Here is a 17,722-nt window from a genome sequence, read left to right as displayed (position 1 = left end):
CAGATTTCAGAATTATGAACATACTTCAGGCAATGAGGCTATGAAACTTGCTATTGTTTTTTTGTAATTTGTATTATGCTTTTATATGTCATTTTTGGGCTTTTTATTCTCTTGATTATTTTTTCTATTTATCAAATTAATAGAAGAAGAAGGGTGAAAACATTTCCGTTACACTGGCATCCATTACTTATAAAATATGTTCGTTTTTATAGAGAATTGTCTAATGAGAAGCAGCTGCAATTCCAGAAAAGAATGGTGCAATTTTTAAGCGAAGTCTATATAGACGGCGTTGAACTTGAGATACGAGATTTGGATAAGATTTTAATAGCCGCAAGTGCTGTTATTCCAGTTTTTGGTTTTAAAGAATGGCATTACACTAATTTAAGTGGAATCTTATTATATCCAGATCATTTCAATAAGGAACTAGAATTTAAAAAAGGGGCAACATCAAGAAATATAGCAGGTCTAGTAGGTACGGGACGCTTTGAAAAACAAATGATTTTATCGCAGAAAGCGCTTTGTCAAGGTTTTCAAAATGCAACCGATAAAAACAATACTGCCATTCACGAATTTGTTCATTTATTAGACAAAGGGGATGGTGTTACAGACGGTTTCCCGGAAGAAATATTACAACATCAATATACTGTTCCTTGGTTGAAATTGGTGCACAAGGAAATGGAAGCGATTAATAATAATCATTCGGATATAAGAGGTTATGGCGGTACAAGTGAAGCGGAATTTTTTGCTGTAGCTTCAGAGTATTTTTTTGAGCGCCCAGATTTGTTAGAGAGAAAGCATCCCGAACTTTATAAAATGTTATCTGAATGTTTCCATCAAGGTAAAAACATTAAAAGGAAAACGATATGAAAATTAAAATCTTTATGCTCTTACTTTTAAGTTTTTGTTTCTGCCATTCGCAAGAAGCTCAATATGAAATAGCACATAAAAGCAAGAAGCTTGGCACTTTGAAGGTAGCACAAACTCAAAATGATGATGAAACCATAATACACATTAGCAGTTTTGTCCGTGTTAAGCTCATCCTTCATATTGACTTAAAATATAACTTAACTAGTATCTATAAAAAAGGCGAGTTAACTTCTAGCGAGGTAAAAACATATGTCAACAATAAATTACATTCGTCTATGGTTATTAAAAAAGAAGAAAATGGTTACCATATTACGGAAAATGGAAAGATTTCTACTTATAATGAAGCAATAAGTTACAGTGGTGCAATGCTCTATTTTTATGAGCCTAAGGATATTTCTAAGATGTTCTCAGAGATTGACGGTTATGAAACTACTGTTAAAAAAGAAAGTGAACATACCTATCAAATAATACATCCAGGCAAAGCGAGTGGTAACGAATTTATTTATGAAGAAGGTATCTTAAAAGAGACTATTATTCATCATCCGTTGTTAAGTTTTAGTATTACAAAGATGTAGTTAGTGTTCATATTTCAGAATTATGTACGTTTCATTGATTAGTAAATTTATAGTTGTGTAATTACTTCTTAAATTTGATTAAAAGTTAAACAATCTTAAAAACATATAAAATGAGTTTACTAACAGAAAATGTAATCCCTAGTGATCACGGTAGAATTTTTGGCACCAATGCTACATCAGACAAGCAAATGAATAAAATAAAAGAAGCTATTGAGAAAGTTGATGGTGTAAAAGATGTTGTTCCTATTCAAGAAGTTTTTCCAAAGGAATTTATTGTCCATACTTCTAAATTAGTATCTGTTGCCGATATTGAGGATGCAGTTAAACATATAGGTTTACATTGCATACCCAAAGGTTTTTTTCCAACTTTGGAAAAATGAGTGTTATCACAAACCCAGTAAAATCTATAAAAAATATTACTGGGTTTTTAAATTAACTACATCGTTTCTGTTAAAAACCGTAAAAATTCAGTTTTTAATTCTGCAAATATTTTACGCTGGGTTTCAATTTCGTCCCTAAACTCTTTATGGTCTTTAAAATGAACGTGGTCTATAGCTACTGGATGTTCTTTAGCAAAAGCAGAAAGCCCATCTTCGTGAACATTGATTTTATGTTGTAATGTATCTACGACCTCGTTATGACGCAAAAAGTTATTTTGAAAGTGTTCTACTTGAACCATCACTTCTTTTTTGGTCCATCGCAAAGCCACTTCTTCCAATCGATTTTGAAATATTTTTAGCTCGTCTTTTTGAAACGATAGTTCACTTTTCCAAGCTGTATGCTCAAAGTGTAGGTCTGAAATGTAAATTTTATTTTTCATTATTTAATAGATGTTATTGTTGTTTTCTTCTTTGTTCTTTAAGATGATTACCATCAATATGATAAGTAATACATTGGTTATTATGCCTCCATAGGCACTCACACTATGGTTTAGAAAGACTAATTCGTAAATGTTTAGCGCGAGCAAAACAACAGCCACAAGAATTACGATATAAACAAATTTCTTTTGAAACATAATATGATGTTTTTATTATTCTTTAAGCCATTCCCAGGCGCTATCTAATTCATCAATATCAAAATAATGCTCTTTCCAAGGTGTGAACAAATTATCTATTTTAGTTCCAAGATTATATACCGACTTATTTGAGATTACAGCAATTTTATTAATGTCTTTTCTATCATCAATTAGTAGTTTTAGGCTCTCTAAACACGCTTTAAAGGTTATGGATTCTAGTTGTGTAAATAAGATTAAAATATTGATGTGATTATGGTTGGTCTTTACTGAATTAATCAAACCCTCCAGCATAACTATATCGTCTTTTTGAATGACACGGTTAGTAAACTCTACCGCTATAATATTTCCGTGTTCAATTATTGCTTTCATATTATTTGATTATTAGGATTGGACATTTATCGTTTTTAGAGATTACTCTTTCTGTAGTACTTCCTAATAAAGCTTCAAATTTACTGTGCCTTGTTGTTCCCATTATTACAAAATCAACATCATTTTTGTTGATGTAATCCAAAATATAATGACTTGGCCAACTGTTAGACTCTTCGATTAGAACAGGCGTGATGTTGCTGGTTTCTGTTTGGTGCTTTTCTATAAAAGTATTAAATGCTTCTTGTACTGTTTCTTTGGCATCTCTATGCATTTGTGCTTCTGTACGTAATACATTGTAGTAAGGAATGTCTGGTATGTCATAAGCGTGCAAGCAGGTGATAAAGACTACTTCAGACGACTGTTCTTGTATTGCGATAGCATTTGCTAATAGTTTCCCAGAATGTTCAGAAAGATCTACAGGAACGAGAATATTGGTAAACGTTTTTGCAGAATGTTCTGGAACTACCATTACATTACAGTCAGTTTTTCTAATAATATTTTTAGCTATTTTACTAGAGGATTTATCTTTTTTACCTAAAGCAACAAAGTTTGGTTTTTCCTTCTTTATAAGGTTTTTAAATTCTTGAATTACACGACCAGAAATGACTTCAGCTTCAAGGTGATTAACATTTTTGTAGGTATCCAATAATGGTTCTATCTCTTCTTCTTTAATCACTTTTGTCATATTATCAAAAGCATCATTATAAGAGGAATAATAATTATCTGTATCGTATAATTTTTGAACTACGTGCAAGTGTGTGATTTTTTCTACGGATATTTTACCTGCAAAAAAATCTAGGTATGATGCCAGTTTTTGATCCTTTTCGGTTCCTGTTGCTCCAGCAACAATGTTGAGTTTTAAATACATAGTTTTGAAGTTTTTTTAGTTAATTATTTTTTCTGGTACTATTAAGAGTGGTATTGTTAAATGATGTATTAAACGATTCTCTGTATGATGACCAAAGAGATTTTCTAAAAAACCGTGTGTGTGATGACCAATTATTAATAGGCTGGGTTTCCAAAGTGAAATGATGTTCTCAATTTCTGTTTCTGGTTTGCCAATCGGATCGAATTCTTCGAGCTCAACCTCTGGATGGATAATATTTATTTCGTCCATTAAAACATCGTGTCTTTGTTGTAGTTGCTTTTCGACCACATTTGGTAAGACTCCTGCTTCAATGTTTCCAATGCTGTAATTTGTAACATAGACAACGCCCACTTGAGCTTTTATCATTTTTGCGAGTTCAATACCATAATTTGCCGCGTGCATAGCCGAAGTGCTATCGTCTATTGCAATCAAGATTTTTTCAATCATAATTTATATAGTTTGATATTTCTAATAAGTTTCCATCCGGATCATAAAAATATACAGATTTAATAGTGCCTTGTGCACCTGTACGCTCTACCACATCTGAGATAACAATAATGTTTTTTGAAATTAGTTCTTGCCGTACCTTTTCAACTGCAGTATTCGTGATTAGACATAAATCTGCACTTCCAGGATGAGGATTTCGTGCTTTTGGCTCAATTGTGCTACCTAATTGATGAAGATTTATTTTGTAAGATCCAAAATGCAAAGCCTTTCTATTATCTCCAAAAGTAACAACCTCCATTCCTAAATTTTCATTGTAAAACTTACAAGCTCTTCGTACCGAAGCCACTGTGAGCACTAAATGATCTATATGTTCTACCTTAAACATAATTTTCAATTTACTGGAATCACTAAAAATGGGATTTTAATATGTAGTCCAATGACCTTAATATTTTGTTTAAATAACAAACGTTCTAAAAAAGAATGCTTTCTTCGTGTCATTGCTAATAACTCAATATGGTTATCATTAATGTAGTGTGCAATAGCATCTGGAACATTTTCGTCTGGTACTTCTTTGAAATCGTGTTTTATGCTTCGAAAATATTCGTTGATGGCATCTCGGTTTTCACGTTGTACTTTAGATAATTCGATTTCATTTGAAATATGAAGTGTATGAACCGTAGCTTCATTTAGAGCTGCCAGCTCGATAATGGATTGCACGTCTTCTTTTGTATATGCGTGCTTATAATCACTTGGAAACAATACATTGTCTATGTATTTGAAATGGAAATTTTCAGGTATTGCTAAAACTGGACACGTTGCTTTACGCATTACATATAAGGTATTGCTACCAAATAAAACTTCTTTAGCGCCTGTAGCACCTTGTGTGCCCATAATTACTAAATCAATGTTTCGTTCTTCAATTTGCGTATTGATTTCATCTGTTAGAATGTTATAGGCAGAAATGGTATCAAACTCGTGCTTGTCGTTTGGGTAGTCTTCAATAATACGCTCTAACAAACTGCGCAAATTGCCTTGAGAGTCTTGATATACCAAATCGGTCTCGCTCTTTAATGATTCTACACCTATTAAGCCAGCACCAGTGTTAAAATCATACGCATAAGCTGTTGGTGTATAAGTATGCAAGAAGTGAAACGTACACTTTTCCTGTTCGAAAAGATGCATGGCATATTTTATTGCATTGTATGCATTTTCTGAAAAGTCTGTGGGTATAAGAATATTTTTCATTAGTACTTATTTGTTTTATTTATTGAAAATTCGATTAAATGCTATTGATAATACTATGTAGCCTAATCCCATAAAGATGAGAAGGCCACCAAATAAATCTGAAAGTATAACTCCTGTAATAAATGGATGTAATAGAATTAGCCATCCAAAAATGAAGATGACATTTCCAAATAAAAATTGTGGCCAAGACTTTTTAAAATTACGAGTAGTTGCTATGGCAGATTCTAATAATCCACTCATAATAGCCCAAAACCCTATAATAATTGGTAGTATATTTAATGATATCTCTGGGTGTATTAGTAATACTAAACCAAAAACAACATCCATCAACCCATTAAGTACAATCCAGCTCTTTCGGTTATTTCCTTTTTTTATTCTAAAACCAGTAATCAATAAGTAACTACCTCTTACTGCTAATGCTGCACCAAAGTATAAGGTTAAGACAGTTATTGTCTCTACCGGTTTTACAATGGCTAGAATGCCTAAAACAGCAAGAATAATACCTTTTGCGATAGCTAGTATGGAATGTGTATTAGATTTCATTTTTAGGGTGATTATTTGGTACTTAAAAATGAAGAATACATCCAAACCAATTTTTCTTGTTCCCTAATATTATCACTCATCATAGCATTAGTGCCTTCATCTTCGATTTCAGAAGAAAGCGACAGAATATGACGTTGTTTGGTAAGTAGCACTTTAAAAGCTTCCAGAATTTGAGCAACTGAGTTATAAGGATCAGTTACCTCATTAGTTTCTTTAATAGAGGCTTTATTTAAATATGTTGAATATTTGTGATTTGGTGTATGACCTAATGTCAAAACCCGTTCTGCTACATCATCAATTTTAACAAAAAGGTTGTTATATAATTCTTCAAATTTTATATGTAATTCAAAAAACTTGTCTCCTTTAATGTTCCAATGATAGCCACGCACATTTTGATAAAAGGTAGAGTAATTGGCTAACAAATCATTCAGTAGTATTGCTAACTCATTCGTTTTGTCTTAATCAAGACCTATACTGTTTAAATTTTTCATCTTTATAGTTATTAATTATCTAATTTTAAATGTGATAACAGGTGTATTTGCGTGATTAACAATATCCTCGCTCACACTATGGTTTATAAAGTGCGCTAATCCTCTTCGGCCGTGTGTGGGCACACCAATTAAATCCGCATTTACTTTTTTGCTAAAATTTAAGATGCCTTGTTCAACACTAATGTCATCATATACATTAGTTGTGAGGTTATTGAATTCTAACGAAGATGCACCAATAAATGTTTGCATCTTATCATCTATTTGTTTCGTCGTTAAAAAATCCCTACCAGGGGTGTTTATATAAACCACGTGTAATTTTGCATTGAAATTAGTAGCCAAATTATAAGCGTCTACTAATGACTCAACATTTTCAGTATCCAAATTGCTTGCAAAAACAAAATCATTAACCGCAAAATCACTACTACCTTCCTTAATAACTAGTACTGGAATGTCAGAAGTGCGAACTACTTTCTCTGTATGGGAACCTACAAAGGCTTCTTTAAAACTAGAACTACCGTGTGAACCCATAACAATTAAATCTGCATCGTGCTTGTGTGCAGAATCTATAATGCCTTTAAAATTTAAGTGATTTTGGATGGCCTCTTCATAATCAATTCCATCTAAAATGCCTAACTCTTTAGTTTCCTCAAATCGTTTATGGGCTAATTTCATATAAAATATAGCCTCTGGAATATCGTTTTGATGGGTGTTATGTGTTGGGTGAACGTCATTTGAAGGTTGAAGCGCTGGCATAATATGTTCAGGGATTTCTAACATATGCAACATCACTAACTTTGCATTGTTGTTTTTTGCTAATTGAGCAGCAACTTGTAAAGCGTGATTTGCTGTTTCAGAAAAATCTGTGGGAACTAAAATCGTTTTCATTTCTTTTAAGTTTAATATATTGTTAATGCTTTGTTTTTTAAAGAAAAAGCCCTCCATATATGAATACTCTATTCAGAGTAGCTATCAATCAATTTTACATCAAGAGGGCTTTTCAACCAACCAATCAATCATGAAAAACAATACTTATATTTGTTTTACTCTACAAATTTCAGAAAGAATTATGGAGAGACCAATATTTTGTGCCTTGTAGAAGTTCACTATTCAGAAATGTGAACTAAGTATGTAGAAAATGAATTATGAATTTTTATATCTAGCAGGAGTGGTACCTACATTTTTTTTGAAAGCAGAGTAGAAAGAAGTTTTAGAATGAAACCCTACTTCAAAACCAATACCTTCAACTGATAGGTTTTGAGTACTGTCACTTTTAAGTAGGTTTTTAGCTTTTTCAATTCTGTAAGAATTTATGAAATTATTGAAATTAACATTTAGTTTCGAATTTAAAGAATGAGAAATTCTTTTAGGATGAATATTGACAGCTTCTGCAACATCAATTATGGTGAGCTTATCATTAATGTAGCATTGAGAACTTAACATATATTCGGTAACAGTTTCAAGAATTTCACTCACCTCTTCAGCTGTTAACGAGTTATTAGTTGAATTGGAAGTTATGTTAAGTTGTTCTTTGGGAGTATTTTTATAGGGAATATGTACCTCTTCTTCATTTAAAGGCGGTGAGGCCCAAATAAGAGCAATGACATTCTGTTGAGCGATACCTTTGAAAGAAACCCAATAAATTAAAATCACATTTATTATAGATACAAAGACATATAAGGCCAAATTATCGATAAAATGACTTGTTAATAATAAAAGATGGAAAATGATGCTAACATAAATAAACCATCTTGACCATTCCAGCGTTTTACGATTTGTTGAACTATACTGCTCTGCCACTTCTTTAGCGTGTGAACGAATCCATTTCAAAATTAGAAAGCAAATGTACAATGTGTAAAATTGTCCTATGATAAAATAAATAGTAGCAAAAGATGAGTCCTTCAACTGAAGCTTAGTAGTCACGGGCAAAAAGAAAACTATAAAAGCTGCGAAAACTTCTATTAACCCAGGAATAAGTGTCCAATAACTACTTTTTTCGTTCTTTAAAATTGATATTTTTTGAATATAAATCATTAGTGTCCGACTAAAATACGGTTTTACTAAAAATAGTCTGCCAAACGTAGTAAATGTGGTATGTTTTTTAGATTTCCCAATAGCAAGGGGTCTGCCTTAGAATAGGGCCAGCTGTCTATCCGGTGGTTTTGTTGTGAGGTTCTCCCACTTTTGGTCGGGATTCTCGAGGAATTTGGACAGGTCGATATAGGTCATCAGGTGAAAGCGGACTATTGACACCATATTCGAGTAGGCCCATCTACGCTTGGTTCTCCTTTGTACGACAAGCATCAATAGTTGGATGATGAGCCCGCACCATATCTGTATCTCAATGGCATTTTGGTTGTCCCCGAGGAAGTATTTGAGCGGGAAGTTCTGCTTGAGCCTTTTGAACATTGTCTCTATCTGCCATCGGTGTTTGTAAATAGCAGCTATTTTATCAGGTTCCAGATCAAAGTGGTTGGTAATGAACCCGTACACTTTTTCTTTTTCACCATCCCAGTATGCGATGCGTCTCAGTTCAATGGTCTTGTCTTTTTTATGAACATTGATGCGTTCATCTTTCAGCACGGCATCACTTGTGGTATCGGACAGGTCGGACTCCTCTACGCTTTTATAAACGGCATTGTCCTTTTGTCTGGTTACAAAATAGATGTCGTCTTCGGTCCATTGCAGGTATTGCAGGTAGTCGTTATATGCCTTGTCAAAGACCACGAAAGAACCTTTCTCCAGGTTCAGGTCTTTTAAAAAGGTATGGTCATGGGTAGCGGCACTACTAAAACGGACAAGGCATGGCACATCCTCTAAAGCATTTATCATGGTGTGCATTTTTATACCCCCTTTCTTTTTTCCGTTAATGGGATTACGTCCCGCACCTTTCAATATGCCGCTAAAAAGGCTAATGGTGGTCGAATCCACGATCTTTAAGTGCTTTACCGGCAACGACACCGGATTGCTGTCCGATAAAAACGAACTATAGACATTGAACAAGCCATAATAGATACCGGCAAAGACCTCACTGTTACGATTCTTATTGGCATCGGACAAGGTGCTCCGTCTTGGAAAGTGTTTTAGGTTCAAATGCCCTATTCTGCCCTCACAGGCAAGCAGTACCGTGGACAGTTCCCGTAAAGAGCTTACTCCGCTTAAGGTGGCGTAGAGCATTGTTACTAAATGGTCATAGGTCTTAAAACGTTTATAATACCTATCACTACTATGTTGCTTAACTGTCCGGGTAATAATATCGGGAGAAAGTAACTTTAAGAGTTGTTTGATAATAGGCTGTCCGCTAAAATGTGTACTTTTATTCATATCTCGATTGTGTGGTAACATCAAGGTATAAAACAAGCGGGAAATCCAACAAGGGAAATCCCGCTTTTAATATTTTAATCGGACACTACTGAATATAAATATAGAAAAGTGGATATGCTAAAAAATGAAAGTTAACGGGGAACAGTTCCCATTTTGGGGATTGTCTTAGAACGCTTAAATCTTCTAAAATATTTGGAATAGGCTCTAATGCAAAAAGCAAGATAAATAATCCTAAAAAAAGTGTGGGCTTATTGCTTTTGGAATGCAAGAGAATAAGCATTAAGCCAAATAACAATCCTTGGATAACCCCTAATGTATCTATTAAGCTTACAAAATTATATGTAAATTCCATTTTTTAGTTAGTACTCAGTTTTTAGGTTTAGTGCTTCCAAAGATAATTTTATCGAATTAGAGTACAAAAAATATTGTTAAATTCTACGCTAATTCCTGTTGTCTAGGGTGAATTGATTTGCATATATAAAATAAATTAATATTCCCCTTTAAATACAGCTTCCAAAATAGGGCCTTTCGGCGTTCTAAAGAAAATGCGCCTTTCATCTAGTTCTGGTAAATCCATTAACGAATAAGGAATATCCAAGCTTTCCAATTTCTTCTTGAATTTTGCATAACCCTCCAATTTAATACCAACGTGGTCGATGGCTTCAGCAGCAAAATCTTGACTTATTCCTCTGCTACCAATTAGATGCACCAAAGGAGCATCATTATGATATAGCCAATGACCAGGTATTCTCTGAATAGCTTTAGGCCGTGGTTTTTCTTCTAAATCAAATACCTTTAAAAAAAAATCTTTTGTTTCCTTTAAGTTTGTTGTTCTTATGGTAACGTGGTCTAATTTCATTTCTGTTTTATTTTAAGTGTGAACGCAGAAACCAAGCTATTTTCTCGTGTTCTTCTAAGAGTCCTGTAATAAAATCGCTGGTTCCTAAATCTTTATACTTGTCTGCAAAGGGATTTATGTTTTCTCTTAGTTTCATTGCAATTGTTTCGTGGTCTTGCAACAACTCTTTTATATATCCCTTTGCGCTATTATCGTTTTGTTCTCGCTCAGTTAAATGGGTTAAAGACAAGAATTCCTTCAAAGTTGCTGGTGCATAATGACCCAATGAACGAATTCGCTCTGCTACATTGTCTATAATTTCATCTAACTGTTCGTACTGTGACTCGAACAGCTTGTGCTTGTCATAAAAATCAGCTCCTTCCACATTCCAATGGGCGTTTCTGGTTTTTGTATATAAAATGTACTCGTCTGCTAAAAGTTTAGCCAATTCGTTCGCCACCGCTTGACGGTTTTCTTCTGATATTCCAATATTAGTTTTCATTTTGTGTTATTTTAATTATTAATCAATCCAAATGGATTTTGTATTTACAAATTCTCTGATTCCATAGCCAGAAAGCTCTCTTCCGTAACCACTATTTTTAATTCCGCCAAAGGGTAATCTTGGGTCTGAAACCACTAGTTTGTTTACAAAACTGCTACCTGCTTCTAATTGCAGTGCCACTTTTTCGCCACGTTCTTTGTTCCCAGTAATTACTCCAGAGCCTAATCCAAATTGCGAATTATTGGCTAGTTCAATCGCTTCCACTTCATCTTTTGCTCTAATTACGGATGCCACTGGTCCAAAAAGTTCGTTGTCGAACGCTTCCATACCAGGTTGTAAATCCGCTAGTATGGTCGCTGGATAATATGCACCTTCTCCTTCAGGAACGTTTCCGCCTAAAACCAATCTACCTCCTTGTGAAATGGTCTTGTTAACCTGTTCGTGGATTTCATCCCTTAAATCCACTCGCGCCATTGGTCCGTAATAGGTGGATTCATCAGTTGGGTCACCCATTTTGGCTGCTTCCATTTTTTTGGTATAGAGTTTTAAAAACTGGTCATAAATAGCATCGAGTACCACAAAGCGTTTTGCGGCGACACAGGTCTGGCCATTATTTTGTAGTCTTCCGAACGTTGCCAAATCGGTGGCTTGCTCCAAGTCCGCATCATCAAGAATAACGTAGGCATCACTACCACCGAGCTCCAATACCGTCTTTTTTAAATTTTGACCTGCAATGGAAGCTACCGAACGCCCTGCCGGGTCGCTACCTGTTAAGGTTACGGCTACGATATTCTTATCTTCGATGATATCTTTTACATTCCGAGCACTGATATTCAAATTGGTAAAAGCACCTTCTGGGAATCCTGCTTCTCTAAAGGCTTCTTCCAAGGCGAATGCACTTCCCTGGACGTTGGATGCGTGTTTTAATACTCCCGTATTACCAGCCATTAGAGCAGGTGCTGCAAAACGAATCACCTGATAGAACGGAAAATTCCAAGGCATTACCGCTAGGATTACACCAATTGGCATAAACGTTACATAGCTTTTTGTGGCTTCTGTTTTTACGCTTTCATTACCCAAAAGTGTATGGATGTTATCAGCATAATAGTTGATAATCAAAATACACTTATCCATTTCTTTTCTTGCCTGCGTAATGGTCTTGCCCATTTCTTGTGTGGCCAATTGTGCATAGCTTTCTTTGTTCTTTTCAAAGACTTTCGCCAATTTTCGCATATACGTTGCACGTTCGTCATAGCTGAGTTTTTTCCAAGAATCGTAGGCCTTTTTGGATTGCGCTACTTTCTCTTTTGCTTCTATAACATCAATGCGTTGATATTCCGCTACTTTTTTTCCAGTTGCCGGATTTATTATCGTTGTACTTGCCATAATTTCTATTTTTTTAGGTTTTTGGAATATTCCTTGATTAGAACATTCAGAATTTCGTGATTTAATGAGTAATCGACCGCTAGGTCTATGACTTGAACTCCCTTTGAGTTCAATACTTTTTGTAAGGTGTTTTTAAAGCCTTCAACGGAATCGGGTCTGTAACCTTTAGCCCCAAAGCTTTCGGCATATTTCACAAAATCGGGATTCCCATAATCGAGTCCATATTTTGGAAATCCTTCACCTTCTTGTTTCCATTGTATCATTCCATAGGCATTATCATTTAATATGATGACTACTAAATCCAATCCAAGACGAACCGCTGTTTCTAGTTCTTGCGAGTTCATCATAAACCCACCATCACCATTTACCGAAATTACTTTTCTATCGGGATATAATTCTTTTGCCATCATCGCAGATGGTAAGCCTGCGCCCATTGTTGCTAATGCGTTGTCTAATATTACACTGTTTTGTAAATAAGCTGGGTAATTTCGCGCAAACCAAATTTTATAAACACCATTGTCTAAGGTTACAATGCCATCATCTGGTAATACATCCCGAGTAATTTTTACCATACGTTGTGGTAAAATAGGGAAGCGGTCGTCTTTTTCGTATTTCGTCAAATGACTCGTTACATTTTCTTTTACACTTAAAAAGAAATCGGTATTCCATTTGTTTACATTTGGTTTTAACTGTTTTGTCAATTGTAAAACACTATCAGCAATATCACCGATGACATTTAATTGTGGAAAGTAAACTTCATCTATTTCCGCAGGGAAAAAGTTTAGATGTATCACTTTTCGTTTGTCATCTGGATGCATAAAGAATGGTGGTTTTTCAATGGTATCGTGTCCCACATTGATAATTAAATCTGAATGGCTGATTGCCTCGTGAAGAAAATCATAATCAGATAAGGCGGCAGTTCCTAAATATAATGGGTGGTGCTCGTCTATTATTCCCTTACCCATTTGCGTGTTGAAAAATGGAATTCCAATGGAATCCACAAATTTTGTCAATGCGATACTTGCACGTTTTCTATTTGCTCCAGCACCTATTAATATTAGTGGGTTTTTAGCAGTTTCAATCATTTTGACTGCTTCCGAAATCGTTTCGTCACTTGCGTGTGGAATTCTATAATCAACCACATCAAACAATTGCGGATTATTGACTTCTTCTCTTGCGATATCCTCCGGAAGTTCAATATGAACTGCACCTGGCCTTTCTTCTTTAGCTAAACGAAAGGATTCTCTAACGATGGATGGAATATGTGAGCCGTGAGTAATCTGTTTTGCAGATTTTGTTAATGGTTGCATCATTTCGACCACATCTATAATTTGGAATTTTCCTTGCTTGCTCGTTTTTATGGGTTTCTGTCCAGTTATTAGTATCAATGGCATTGCACCTAATTGTGCGTATGCTGCTGGTGTTACTAAATTTGTTGCCCCAGGTCCTAAAGTTGCTAGACAAACTCCTGGTTTTCCTGTAAGTCTACCATAGGTGGCAGCCATAAAACCAGCTCCTTGCTCGTGACGTGTCAATACCAATTTGATTTTGTCGGATTTACGTAACGATTCTAAAAAATCAAGATTCTCTTCTCCAGGAAGACCGAAAATGTATTCAACGCCTTCGTTTTCCAATGCTTTTATAAATAGGTCTGATGCTTTCATTGCTTTCTTATTTTAAAAATTCTACCGTTGTATAAATTAACATTGTATCACCTCTATTTTCAAGGTTATGAATGAAGAAGTTGTCTTTGTTTAAATCTCCGAAATATTTGGTGTCACCTATTTCATATTCCGTATCTACTATAGAGCCATCATTATAGTAGGAACGTGATTTACCCGTACTCATCGCTGTCCAGAAATAACGATTGGCGTGTTTGTGAAATGGTAGACTTTGCCCTGCTGGTAAATGAATACTCCAGACTCTGAATTCATCATTTTCAAAAACTATTTTTTCGCCAACTTGGGTATTGTTTTTTGAAGCTTCTAATGCTTCTTTTAATTCTGGTGTCCATAGACTCCAATCGTTCGGTTTACTTATTATTTGCTTTTTCATTTTTAAAAGTTTTTATGTTGTTGTGTGTTATCTAATATGATATCTAGTGCCTTAGTCGAGATAGTTACTTCCCAAAGTACATATACCAATGACACCAATAATGATAAAATGCTTATTGTAAAGAAAAGTTTCCCTGTGAGTTGATTTTCAAAAAACAAGGCAAACAATGAACCTGTGCATAAAATGAAACTAATCACACCAAATACCTGCATTCTTTTGATGAGCTTAATGCGCTTTCTTAAAATTGGTATTTGAGAATCTACTATCACTTTTTCACAATTTTTCTTATTATCATTTAATTCTCTAATGAATCTGGCCACCGCCGTAAAACGATTGGTATAAGCCAATAGTAACAGACTTATTGAACCGAATAGTATAGCTGGTGTACTAACATCCATCATCATTAAAATTTTATTAAACTATCTACTGATAAATTACCTGAGCCTAAAATCATAACCACGAATGCAACGCCAATCATCAATAAATTAAATTGCATTCCTTCTCCTTCCATTGTATTGTGCCAATTCAAAAAATACCCATAATGACGATGTACTTGAGCAATAGCACCTATCATTAAAATGATAATTCCAAAAGCCATAAACCGTGAAGCGAAACCTACTATCAATCCAATAGCACCAAAGAATTCAAAGAAAATGATGAGGAACGCGATGATGCTAGGGTAGCCCATACCTTCGGTAAACCGGTTCATTGTTCCTGTAAAGCCTTCGCCACCGTACCAACCGAACATTTTTTGCATTCCGTGTGGCAGCATAATTAGGCCTACTGTTAATCTGGCTACTGTTGCTGCCCAACTGCTTGATGTACTGAATATTTGATTTAAAATTTCCATCTTATTTTTCCTTAACTGTTTCACTCTCTAAAAATGGGTAATCTGTATATCCACGTGCATCACCACCACCAAAGAGTGTGTGGTTGTCACTTATTCCATTAAGAGGGGCACCGAGTTCCAATCTCTTTGGATAGTCTGGATTGGTTAAAAAGTTTCTACCAAACCCTATTAAATCTACTAGATTGTCATTTAATAATTGCTCGCCTTCCTCTGGTGTTTTGTTGCCAGTAGCAATAATTGTATTGCTGAATGTTTTGCGCAATTCCATTCTGAAATCAGCTGGAATCTGTGGGGAATCGTCCCAGTCTGCTTCTGATAGGTGTAGATAAGTAATTCCGAGTTTGTCCAGTTCCTTAGCCGCTATCATTATGGTGTCCAAAATCTCTGGGTCGTCCATATCTTTGAACTTGATGAATGGTGCAATTCTAATCCCTGTGCGGTCTGCACCAATTTCATCTGCAACAGCTTTGGTAACTTCCAATAAAAAACGTGTTCGGTTTTCTTTACTGCCACCATATTTATCGGTTCTAACATTAGAGTTACTTCGTAAGAACTCATCGATTAAATAACCGTTGCCACCGTGAATCTCTACACCATCAAATCCAGCTTCAATAGCATTTTTTGCACCTTGTCTAAATTCTTCAATAGCTTGGTCAATGTCTTCTTGTGTCATAGCTCTTGGCTCGTCAACTGGAACAAAAGTGGCATCGCCATTGGGTGCACCATCGAAAATATAAACACTAGTGTCTTTTGCGATTTTAGCCGATGGAGCAATAGGTTGCATTCCATTTACCTTGGCACTACCAACTCTTCCCACGTGCCATAGTTGTAAAAAGATTTTACTTCCTTTTTTATGCACTTCGTTTGTGGTTAATTTCCAACCTTCAATCTGCTCTTTGGTAAAAATCCCTGGTGTTCTTGCATAGCCCATACCTTGTTTGGATACTTGTGTGGCTTCGGTTATAATGATACCTGCGGAAGTTCGTTGTCCGTAGTACTTTGCCATTAAAGCATTTGGCACTTCACCATTTTCATCAGCTCTGGAACGTGTCATCGGTGCCATCAAGAATCTATTTTTTAATTCGATGCCGTTCATAGTATATGCGGTATTTAATTTTGGATATTTCATTGTTTTGATTTTTAGGTTATTACTTCTTTTTAATACTACAAAGTTAAGGCAGTATACGACTCAATTTTTGGTATAAATACATCTTATATTGGTAGTTATATATTGTAAAAAAAGGTAGCATCAAATTGTTGATACTACCTTAAGTAATTGGGGATATTGATTCTTTCGATTGAATACGAATTAAAACTTAATTACTGTCTTTCCTATAGCTCTACCCGTTTCTTGAAGTGCGTGCGCTTTTTTGAAATTCTCAACGGAAAAACCATTGAATGTGGTGGTCAATGTAGATTGAATAGTACCATCATCCAGTAAGTCTGCCAGGGTATTGAATATTTGGTGCTGCTCAATCATATCATCGGTAGTAAACATTGAGCGTGTGAACATTAATTCCCAATGAAAACTGACGCTTTTACTTTTAAGCTGTCTTAGGTTTACGGGTTTGACCGGGTCACTTATAGAACCAATACGTCCTTGAGGTTTTATTAATTCGACAAAGGCATCCCAATAGAGATTTACATCCACAAAATCTAGGATGAAATCGACTTCTTTAAATCCTGCCTTGTGCACTTCATTGACCAAATCATAATGATTCACTACATAATCCGCACCCATTTTTTTGCTCCATTCAATCGTCTCTGGTCGGGAAGCCGATGCAATAACGGTCAGTCCTGCTACTTTTTTCGCCAATTGTATAGCTATGGAACCAACACCACCTGCACCGCCAATAATTAAAATGCTTTTACCTTTATCCTTTTCAGAAGAAATACGTATTCTATCAAAAAGTAGTTCCCAAGCGGTTAAGGATGTTAGTGGCATTGCAGCGGCTTCCGCGATGGATATTTTTTTCGGGGCGTGACCCGCGATGCGCTCATCAATCAATTGATATTCGGCATTTGTTCCTGGTTTTGTGATATCTCCAGCATAGAAAACAGTGTCCCCAACTTTAAACAGTTCTGTTTTGTCACCAACTGCTTCAACAATACCTACGGCATCCCAACCAATTATCTTTGGCGTGTCAAGAACTTTCCCCTTTGCACTATTCTCCCTTATCTTGTAATCAACGGGATTTATGGAAACCGCCTCTATTTTTACCAAAAGGTCTCGTCCTTTAGGCGTTGGGGTCGGGGTTTCAAATTCGATAAAACTTTCTTTGTGTGAAATGGGGTGTGATGTTTTAAATCCTATTGCTTTCATTTTTTCATTGTTTTGTCCGCTTTCGCG

24 protein-coding genes are annotated in these 17,722 nt (G+C 35.3%); 3 read left to right on the top strand and 21 right to left on the bottom strand.

Annotated features, from left to right (window positions below; all coding sequences use genetic code 11):
- The first annotated feature begins 75 nt into the window (after positions 1 to 75).
- The 3 genes from ACY2RU_RS03580 (at position 76) to ACY2RU_RS03570 (ending at position 1,822) form a co-directional block, all read left to right on the top strand.
- Positions 76 to 867: a M90 family metallopeptidase gene (locus ACY2RU_RS03580; protein WP_490137031.1), complete on the top strand. Its 792-nt coding sequence runs from the start codon at positions 76 to 78 to the stop codon at positions 865 to 867.
- A complete protein-coding gene (locus ACY2RU_RS03575) occupies positions 864 to 1,442 on the top strand; it encodes a DUF6134 family protein (RefSeq protein WP_490137030.1) in 579 nt (192 codons plus the stop codon). The genes ACY2RU_RS03580 and ACY2RU_RS03575 overlap by 4 nt, the downstream gene beginning before the upstream one ends.
- Positions 1,443 to 1,552: 110 nt before the next feature.
- Positions 1,553 to 1,822, top strand: coding sequence for a heavy-metal-associated domain-containing protein (locus ACY2RU_RS03570; protein WP_490137029.1), 270 nt, complete (start codon positions 1,553 to 1,555; stop codon positions 1,820 to 1,822).
- A 56-nt stretch (positions 1,823 to 1,878) separates the two neighbouring features.
- Here ACY2RU_RS03570 and ACY2RU_RS03565 read toward each other — a convergent pair whose 3' ends face one another.
- The 21 genes from ACY2RU_RS03565 to ACY2RU_RS03465 form a co-directional block, all read right to left on the bottom strand.
- Positions 1,879 to 2,262 carry a hypothetical protein gene (locus ACY2RU_RS03565; RefSeq protein WP_490137028.1) on the bottom strand — a complete coding sequence of 128 codons (384 nt, stop codon included), beginning with the start codon at positions 2,260 to 2,262 and terminating at the stop codon, positions 1,879 to 1,881.
- A gap of 3 nt (positions 2,263 to 2,265) precedes the next feature.
- The gene (locus tag ACY2RU_RS03560) at positions 2,266 to 2,457 is read right to left on the bottom strand and encodes a hypothetical protein (protein WP_490137027.1); all 192 of its coding nucleotides are present in this window, start codon (positions 2,455 to 2,457) and stop codon (positions 2,266 to 2,268) included.
- 15 nt (positions 2,458 to 2,472) lie between these two features.
- On the bottom strand, positions 2,473 to 2,826 hold the full coding sequence (locus tag ACY2RU_RS03555; RefSeq protein WP_490137026.1) for a SpoIIAA family protein: 354 nt from the start codon (positions 2,824 to 2,826) through the stop codon (positions 2,473 to 2,475).
- Between the two features lies 1 nt (position 2,827).
- Positions 2,828 to 3,694, bottom strand: coding sequence for a universal stress protein (locus ACY2RU_RS03550; protein WP_490137025.1), 867 nt, complete (start codon positions 3,692 to 3,694; stop codon positions 2,828 to 2,830).
- Positions 3,695 to 3,709: 15 nt separating this feature from the next.
- Positions 3,710 to 4,141: a universal stress protein gene (locus ACY2RU_RS03545; protein WP_490137024.1), complete on the bottom strand. Its 432-nt coding sequence runs from the start codon at positions 4,139 to 4,141 to the stop codon at positions 3,710 to 3,712.
- Positions 4,134 to 4,526: a VOC family protein gene (locus ACY2RU_RS03540; RefSeq protein WP_490137023.1), complete on the bottom strand. Its 393-nt coding sequence runs from the start codon at positions 4,524 to 4,526 to the stop codon at positions 4,134 to 4,136. The genes ACY2RU_RS03545 and ACY2RU_RS03540 overlap by 8 nt, the downstream gene beginning before the upstream one ends.
- 5 nt (positions 4,527 to 4,531) lie before the next feature.
- Positions 4,532 to 5,386, bottom strand: a complete 855-nt coding sequence (locus tag ACY2RU_RS03535) for a universal stress protein (RefSeq protein WP_490137022.1) — start codon at positions 5,384 to 5,386, stop codon at positions 4,532 to 4,534.
- A gap of 15 nt (positions 5,387 to 5,401) precedes the next feature.
- A complete protein-coding gene (locus ACY2RU_RS03530) occupies positions 5,402 to 5,929 on the bottom strand; it encodes an HdeD family acid-resistance protein (protein WP_490137021.1) in 528 nt (175 codons plus the stop codon).
- Between the two features lie 11 nt (positions 5,930 to 5,940).
- Entirely contained in the window at positions 5,941 to 6,366 is a 426-nt protein-coding gene (locus ACY2RU_RS03525) for a Dps family protein (protein WP_490137470.1), read from the bottom strand.
- Positions 6,367 to 6,435: 69 nt separating this feature from the next.
- A complete protein-coding gene (locus tag ACY2RU_RS03520) occupies positions 6,436 to 7,305 on the bottom strand; it encodes a universal stress protein (RefSeq protein WP_490137020.1) in 870 nt (289 codons plus the stop codon).
- Positions 7,306 to 7,560: 255 nt separating this feature from the next.
- Positions 7,561 to 8,451: a helix-turn-helix domain-containing protein gene (locus ACY2RU_RS03515; protein ID WP_490137019.1), complete on the bottom strand. Its 891-nt coding sequence runs from the start codon at positions 8,449 to 8,451 to the stop codon at positions 7,561 to 7,563.
- 96 nt (positions 8,452 to 8,547) lie between these two features.
- Positions 8,548 to 9,741 (bottom strand): IS4 family transposase, encoded by a 1,194-nt coding sequence (locus ACY2RU_RS03510; RefSeq protein ID WP_490137018.1) that lies wholly within the window; start codon positions 9,739 to 9,741, stop codon positions 8,548 to 8,550.
- Positions 9,742 to 10,228: 487 nt separating this feature from the next.
- The gene (locus tag ACY2RU_RS03505) at positions 10,229 to 10,600 is read right to left on the bottom strand and encodes a VOC family protein (RefSeq protein WP_490137017.1); all 372 of its coding nucleotides are present in this window, start codon (positions 10,598 to 10,600) and stop codon (positions 10,229 to 10,231) included.
- A 7-nt stretch (positions 10,601 to 10,607) separates the two neighbouring features.
- Positions 10,608 to 11,081: a Dps family protein gene (locus ACY2RU_RS03500; protein WP_490137016.1), complete on the bottom strand. Its 474-nt coding sequence runs from the start codon at positions 11,079 to 11,081 to the stop codon at positions 10,608 to 10,610.
- 18 nt (positions 11,082 to 11,099) lie between these two features.
- Entirely contained in the window at positions 11,100 to 12,467 is a 1,368-nt protein-coding gene (locus ACY2RU_RS03495; protein WP_490137015.1) for an NAD-dependent succinate-semialdehyde dehydrogenase, read from the bottom strand.
- Positions 12,468 to 12,472: 5 nt separating this feature from the next.
- On the bottom strand, positions 12,473 to 14,131 hold the full coding sequence (locus ACY2RU_RS03490; protein ID WP_490137014.1) for an acetolactate synthase large subunit: 1,659 nt from the start codon (positions 14,129 to 14,131) through the stop codon (positions 12,473 to 12,475).
- A 7-nt stretch (positions 14,132 to 14,138) separates the two neighbouring features.
- Complete coding sequence (locus tag ACY2RU_RS03485) at positions 14,139 to 14,522, bottom strand: cupin domain-containing protein (RefSeq protein WP_490137013.1); 384 nt, start codon at positions 14,520 to 14,522, stop codon at positions 14,139 to 14,141.
- A 2-nt stretch (positions 14,523 to 14,524) separates the two neighbouring features.
- Positions 14,525 to 14,926, bottom strand: coding sequence for a DUF2721 domain-containing protein (locus ACY2RU_RS03480; RefSeq protein WP_490137012.1), 402 nt, complete (start codon positions 14,924 to 14,926; stop codon positions 14,525 to 14,527).
- On the bottom strand, positions 14,926 to 15,372 hold the full coding sequence (locus ACY2RU_RS03475) for a DoxX family protein (protein ID WP_490137011.1): 447 nt from the start codon (positions 15,370 to 15,372) through the stop codon (positions 14,926 to 14,928). Before ACY2RU_RS03475 ends, ACY2RU_RS03480 begins: the two co-directional genes overlap by 1 nt.
- A gap of 1 nt (position 15,373) precedes the next feature.
- Complete coding sequence (locus ACY2RU_RS03470; protein ID WP_490137010.1) at positions 15,374 to 16,501, bottom strand: alkene reductase; 1,128 nt, start codon at positions 16,499 to 16,501, stop codon at positions 15,374 to 15,376.
- Between the two features lie 180 nt (positions 16,502 to 16,681).
- Positions 16,682 to 17,695, bottom strand: a complete 1,014-nt coding sequence (locus tag ACY2RU_RS03465) for a zinc-binding alcohol dehydrogenase family protein (RefSeq protein ID WP_490137009.1) — start codon at positions 17,693 to 17,695, stop codon at positions 16,682 to 16,684.
- Positions 17,696 to 17,722 lie beyond the last annotated feature (27 nt).

It is taken from the genome of Ulvibacter sp. 2305UL32-6, assembly GCF_058148545.1.
Note: the sequence above shows the minus strand (reverse complement) of the source record. Positions and strands in the feature narration are given on the sequence as shown.

Excerpts from the sequence above, each read along its gene's own strand:
- ACY2RU_RS03545 (WP_490137024.1), bottom strand. The coding sequence starts at position 4,141 with ATGATTGAAAAAATCTTGATTGCAATAGACGATAGCACTTCGGCTATG.
- ACY2RU_RS03540 (WP_490137023.1), bottom strand. The coding sequence starts at position 4,526 with ATGTTTAAGGTAGAACATATAGATCATTTAGTGCTCACAGTGGCTTCG.
- ACY2RU_RS03555 (WP_490137026.1), bottom strand. The coding sequence starts at position 2,826 with ATGAAAGCAATAATTGAACACGGAAATATTATAGCGGTAGAGTTTACT.
- ACY2RU_RS03565 (WP_490137028.1), bottom strand. The coding sequence starts at position 2,262 with ATGAAAAATAAAATTTACATTTCAGACCTACACTTTGAGCATACAGCT.
- ACY2RU_RS03570 (WP_490137029.1), top strand. The coding sequence starts at position 1,553 with ATGAGTTTACTAACAGAAAATGTAATCCCTAGTGATCACGGTAGAATT.
- ACY2RU_RS03550 (WP_490137025.1), bottom strand. The coding sequence starts at position 3,694 with ATGTATTTAAAACTCAACATTGTTGCTGGAGCAACAGGAACCGAAAAG.
- ACY2RU_RS03580 (WP_490137031.1), top strand. The coding sequence starts at position 76 with ATGCTTTTATATGTCATTTTTGGGCTTTTTATTCTCTTGATTATTTTT.
- ACY2RU_RS03485 (WP_490137013.1), bottom strand. The coding sequence starts at position 14,522 with ATGAAAAAGCAAATAATAAGTAAACCGAACGATTGGAGTCTATGGACA.
- ACY2RU_RS03490 (WP_490137014.1), bottom strand. The coding sequence starts at position 14,131 with ATGAAAGCATCAGACCTATTTATAAAAGCATTGGAAAACGAAGGCGTT.
- ACY2RU_RS03510 (WP_490137018.1), bottom strand. The coding sequence starts at position 9,741 with ATGAATAAAAGTACACATTTTAGCGGACAGCCTATTATCAAACAACTC.
- ACY2RU_RS03495 (WP_490137015.1), bottom strand. The coding sequence starts at position 12,467 with ATGGCAAGTACAACGATAATAAATCCGGCAACTGGAAAAAAAGTAGCG.
- ACY2RU_RS03465 (WP_490137009.1), bottom strand. The coding sequence starts at position 17,695 with ATGAAAGCAATAGGATTTAAAACATCACACCCCATTTCACACAAAGAA.
- ACY2RU_RS03470 (WP_490137010.1), bottom strand. The coding sequence starts at position 16,501 with ATGAAATATCCAAAATTAAATACCGCATATACTATGAACGGCATCGAA.
- ACY2RU_RS03475 (WP_490137011.1), bottom strand. The coding sequence starts at position 15,372 with ATGGAAATTTTAAATCAAATATTCAGTACATCAAGCAGTTGGGCAGCA.
- ACY2RU_RS03505 (WP_490137017.1), bottom strand. The coding sequence starts at position 10,600 with ATGAAATTAGACCACGTTACCATAAGAACAACAAACTTAAAGGAAACA.
- ACY2RU_RS03535 (WP_490137022.1), bottom strand. The coding sequence starts at position 5,386 with ATGAAAAATATTCTTATACCCACAGACTTTTCAGAAAATGCATACAAT.
- ACY2RU_RS03515 (WP_490137019.1), bottom strand. The coding sequence starts at position 8,451 with ATGATTTATATTCAAAAAATATCAATTTTAAAGAACGAAAAAAGTAGT.
- ACY2RU_RS03575 (WP_490137030.1), top strand. The coding sequence starts at position 864 with ATGAAAATTAAAATCTTTATGCTCTTACTTTTAAGTTTTTGTTTCTGC.
- ACY2RU_RS03530 (WP_490137021.1), bottom strand. The coding sequence starts at position 5,929 with ATGAAATCTAATACACATTCCATACTAGCTATCGCAAAAGGTATTATT.
- ACY2RU_RS03560 (WP_490137027.1), bottom strand. The coding sequence starts at position 2,457 with ATGTTTCAAAAGAAATTTGTTTATATCGTAATTCTTGTGGCTGTTGTT.
- ACY2RU_RS03520 (WP_490137020.1), bottom strand. The coding sequence starts at position 7,305 with ATGAAAACGATTTTAGTTCCCACAGATTTTTCTGAAACAGCAAATCAC.
- ACY2RU_RS03480 (WP_490137012.1), bottom strand. The coding sequence starts at position 14,926 with ATGATGATGGATGTTAGTACACCAGCTATACTATTCGGTTCAATAAGT.
- ACY2RU_RS03500 (WP_490137016.1), bottom strand. The coding sequence starts at position 11,081 with ATGAAAACTAATATTGGAATATCAGAAGAAAACCGTCAAGCGGTGGCG.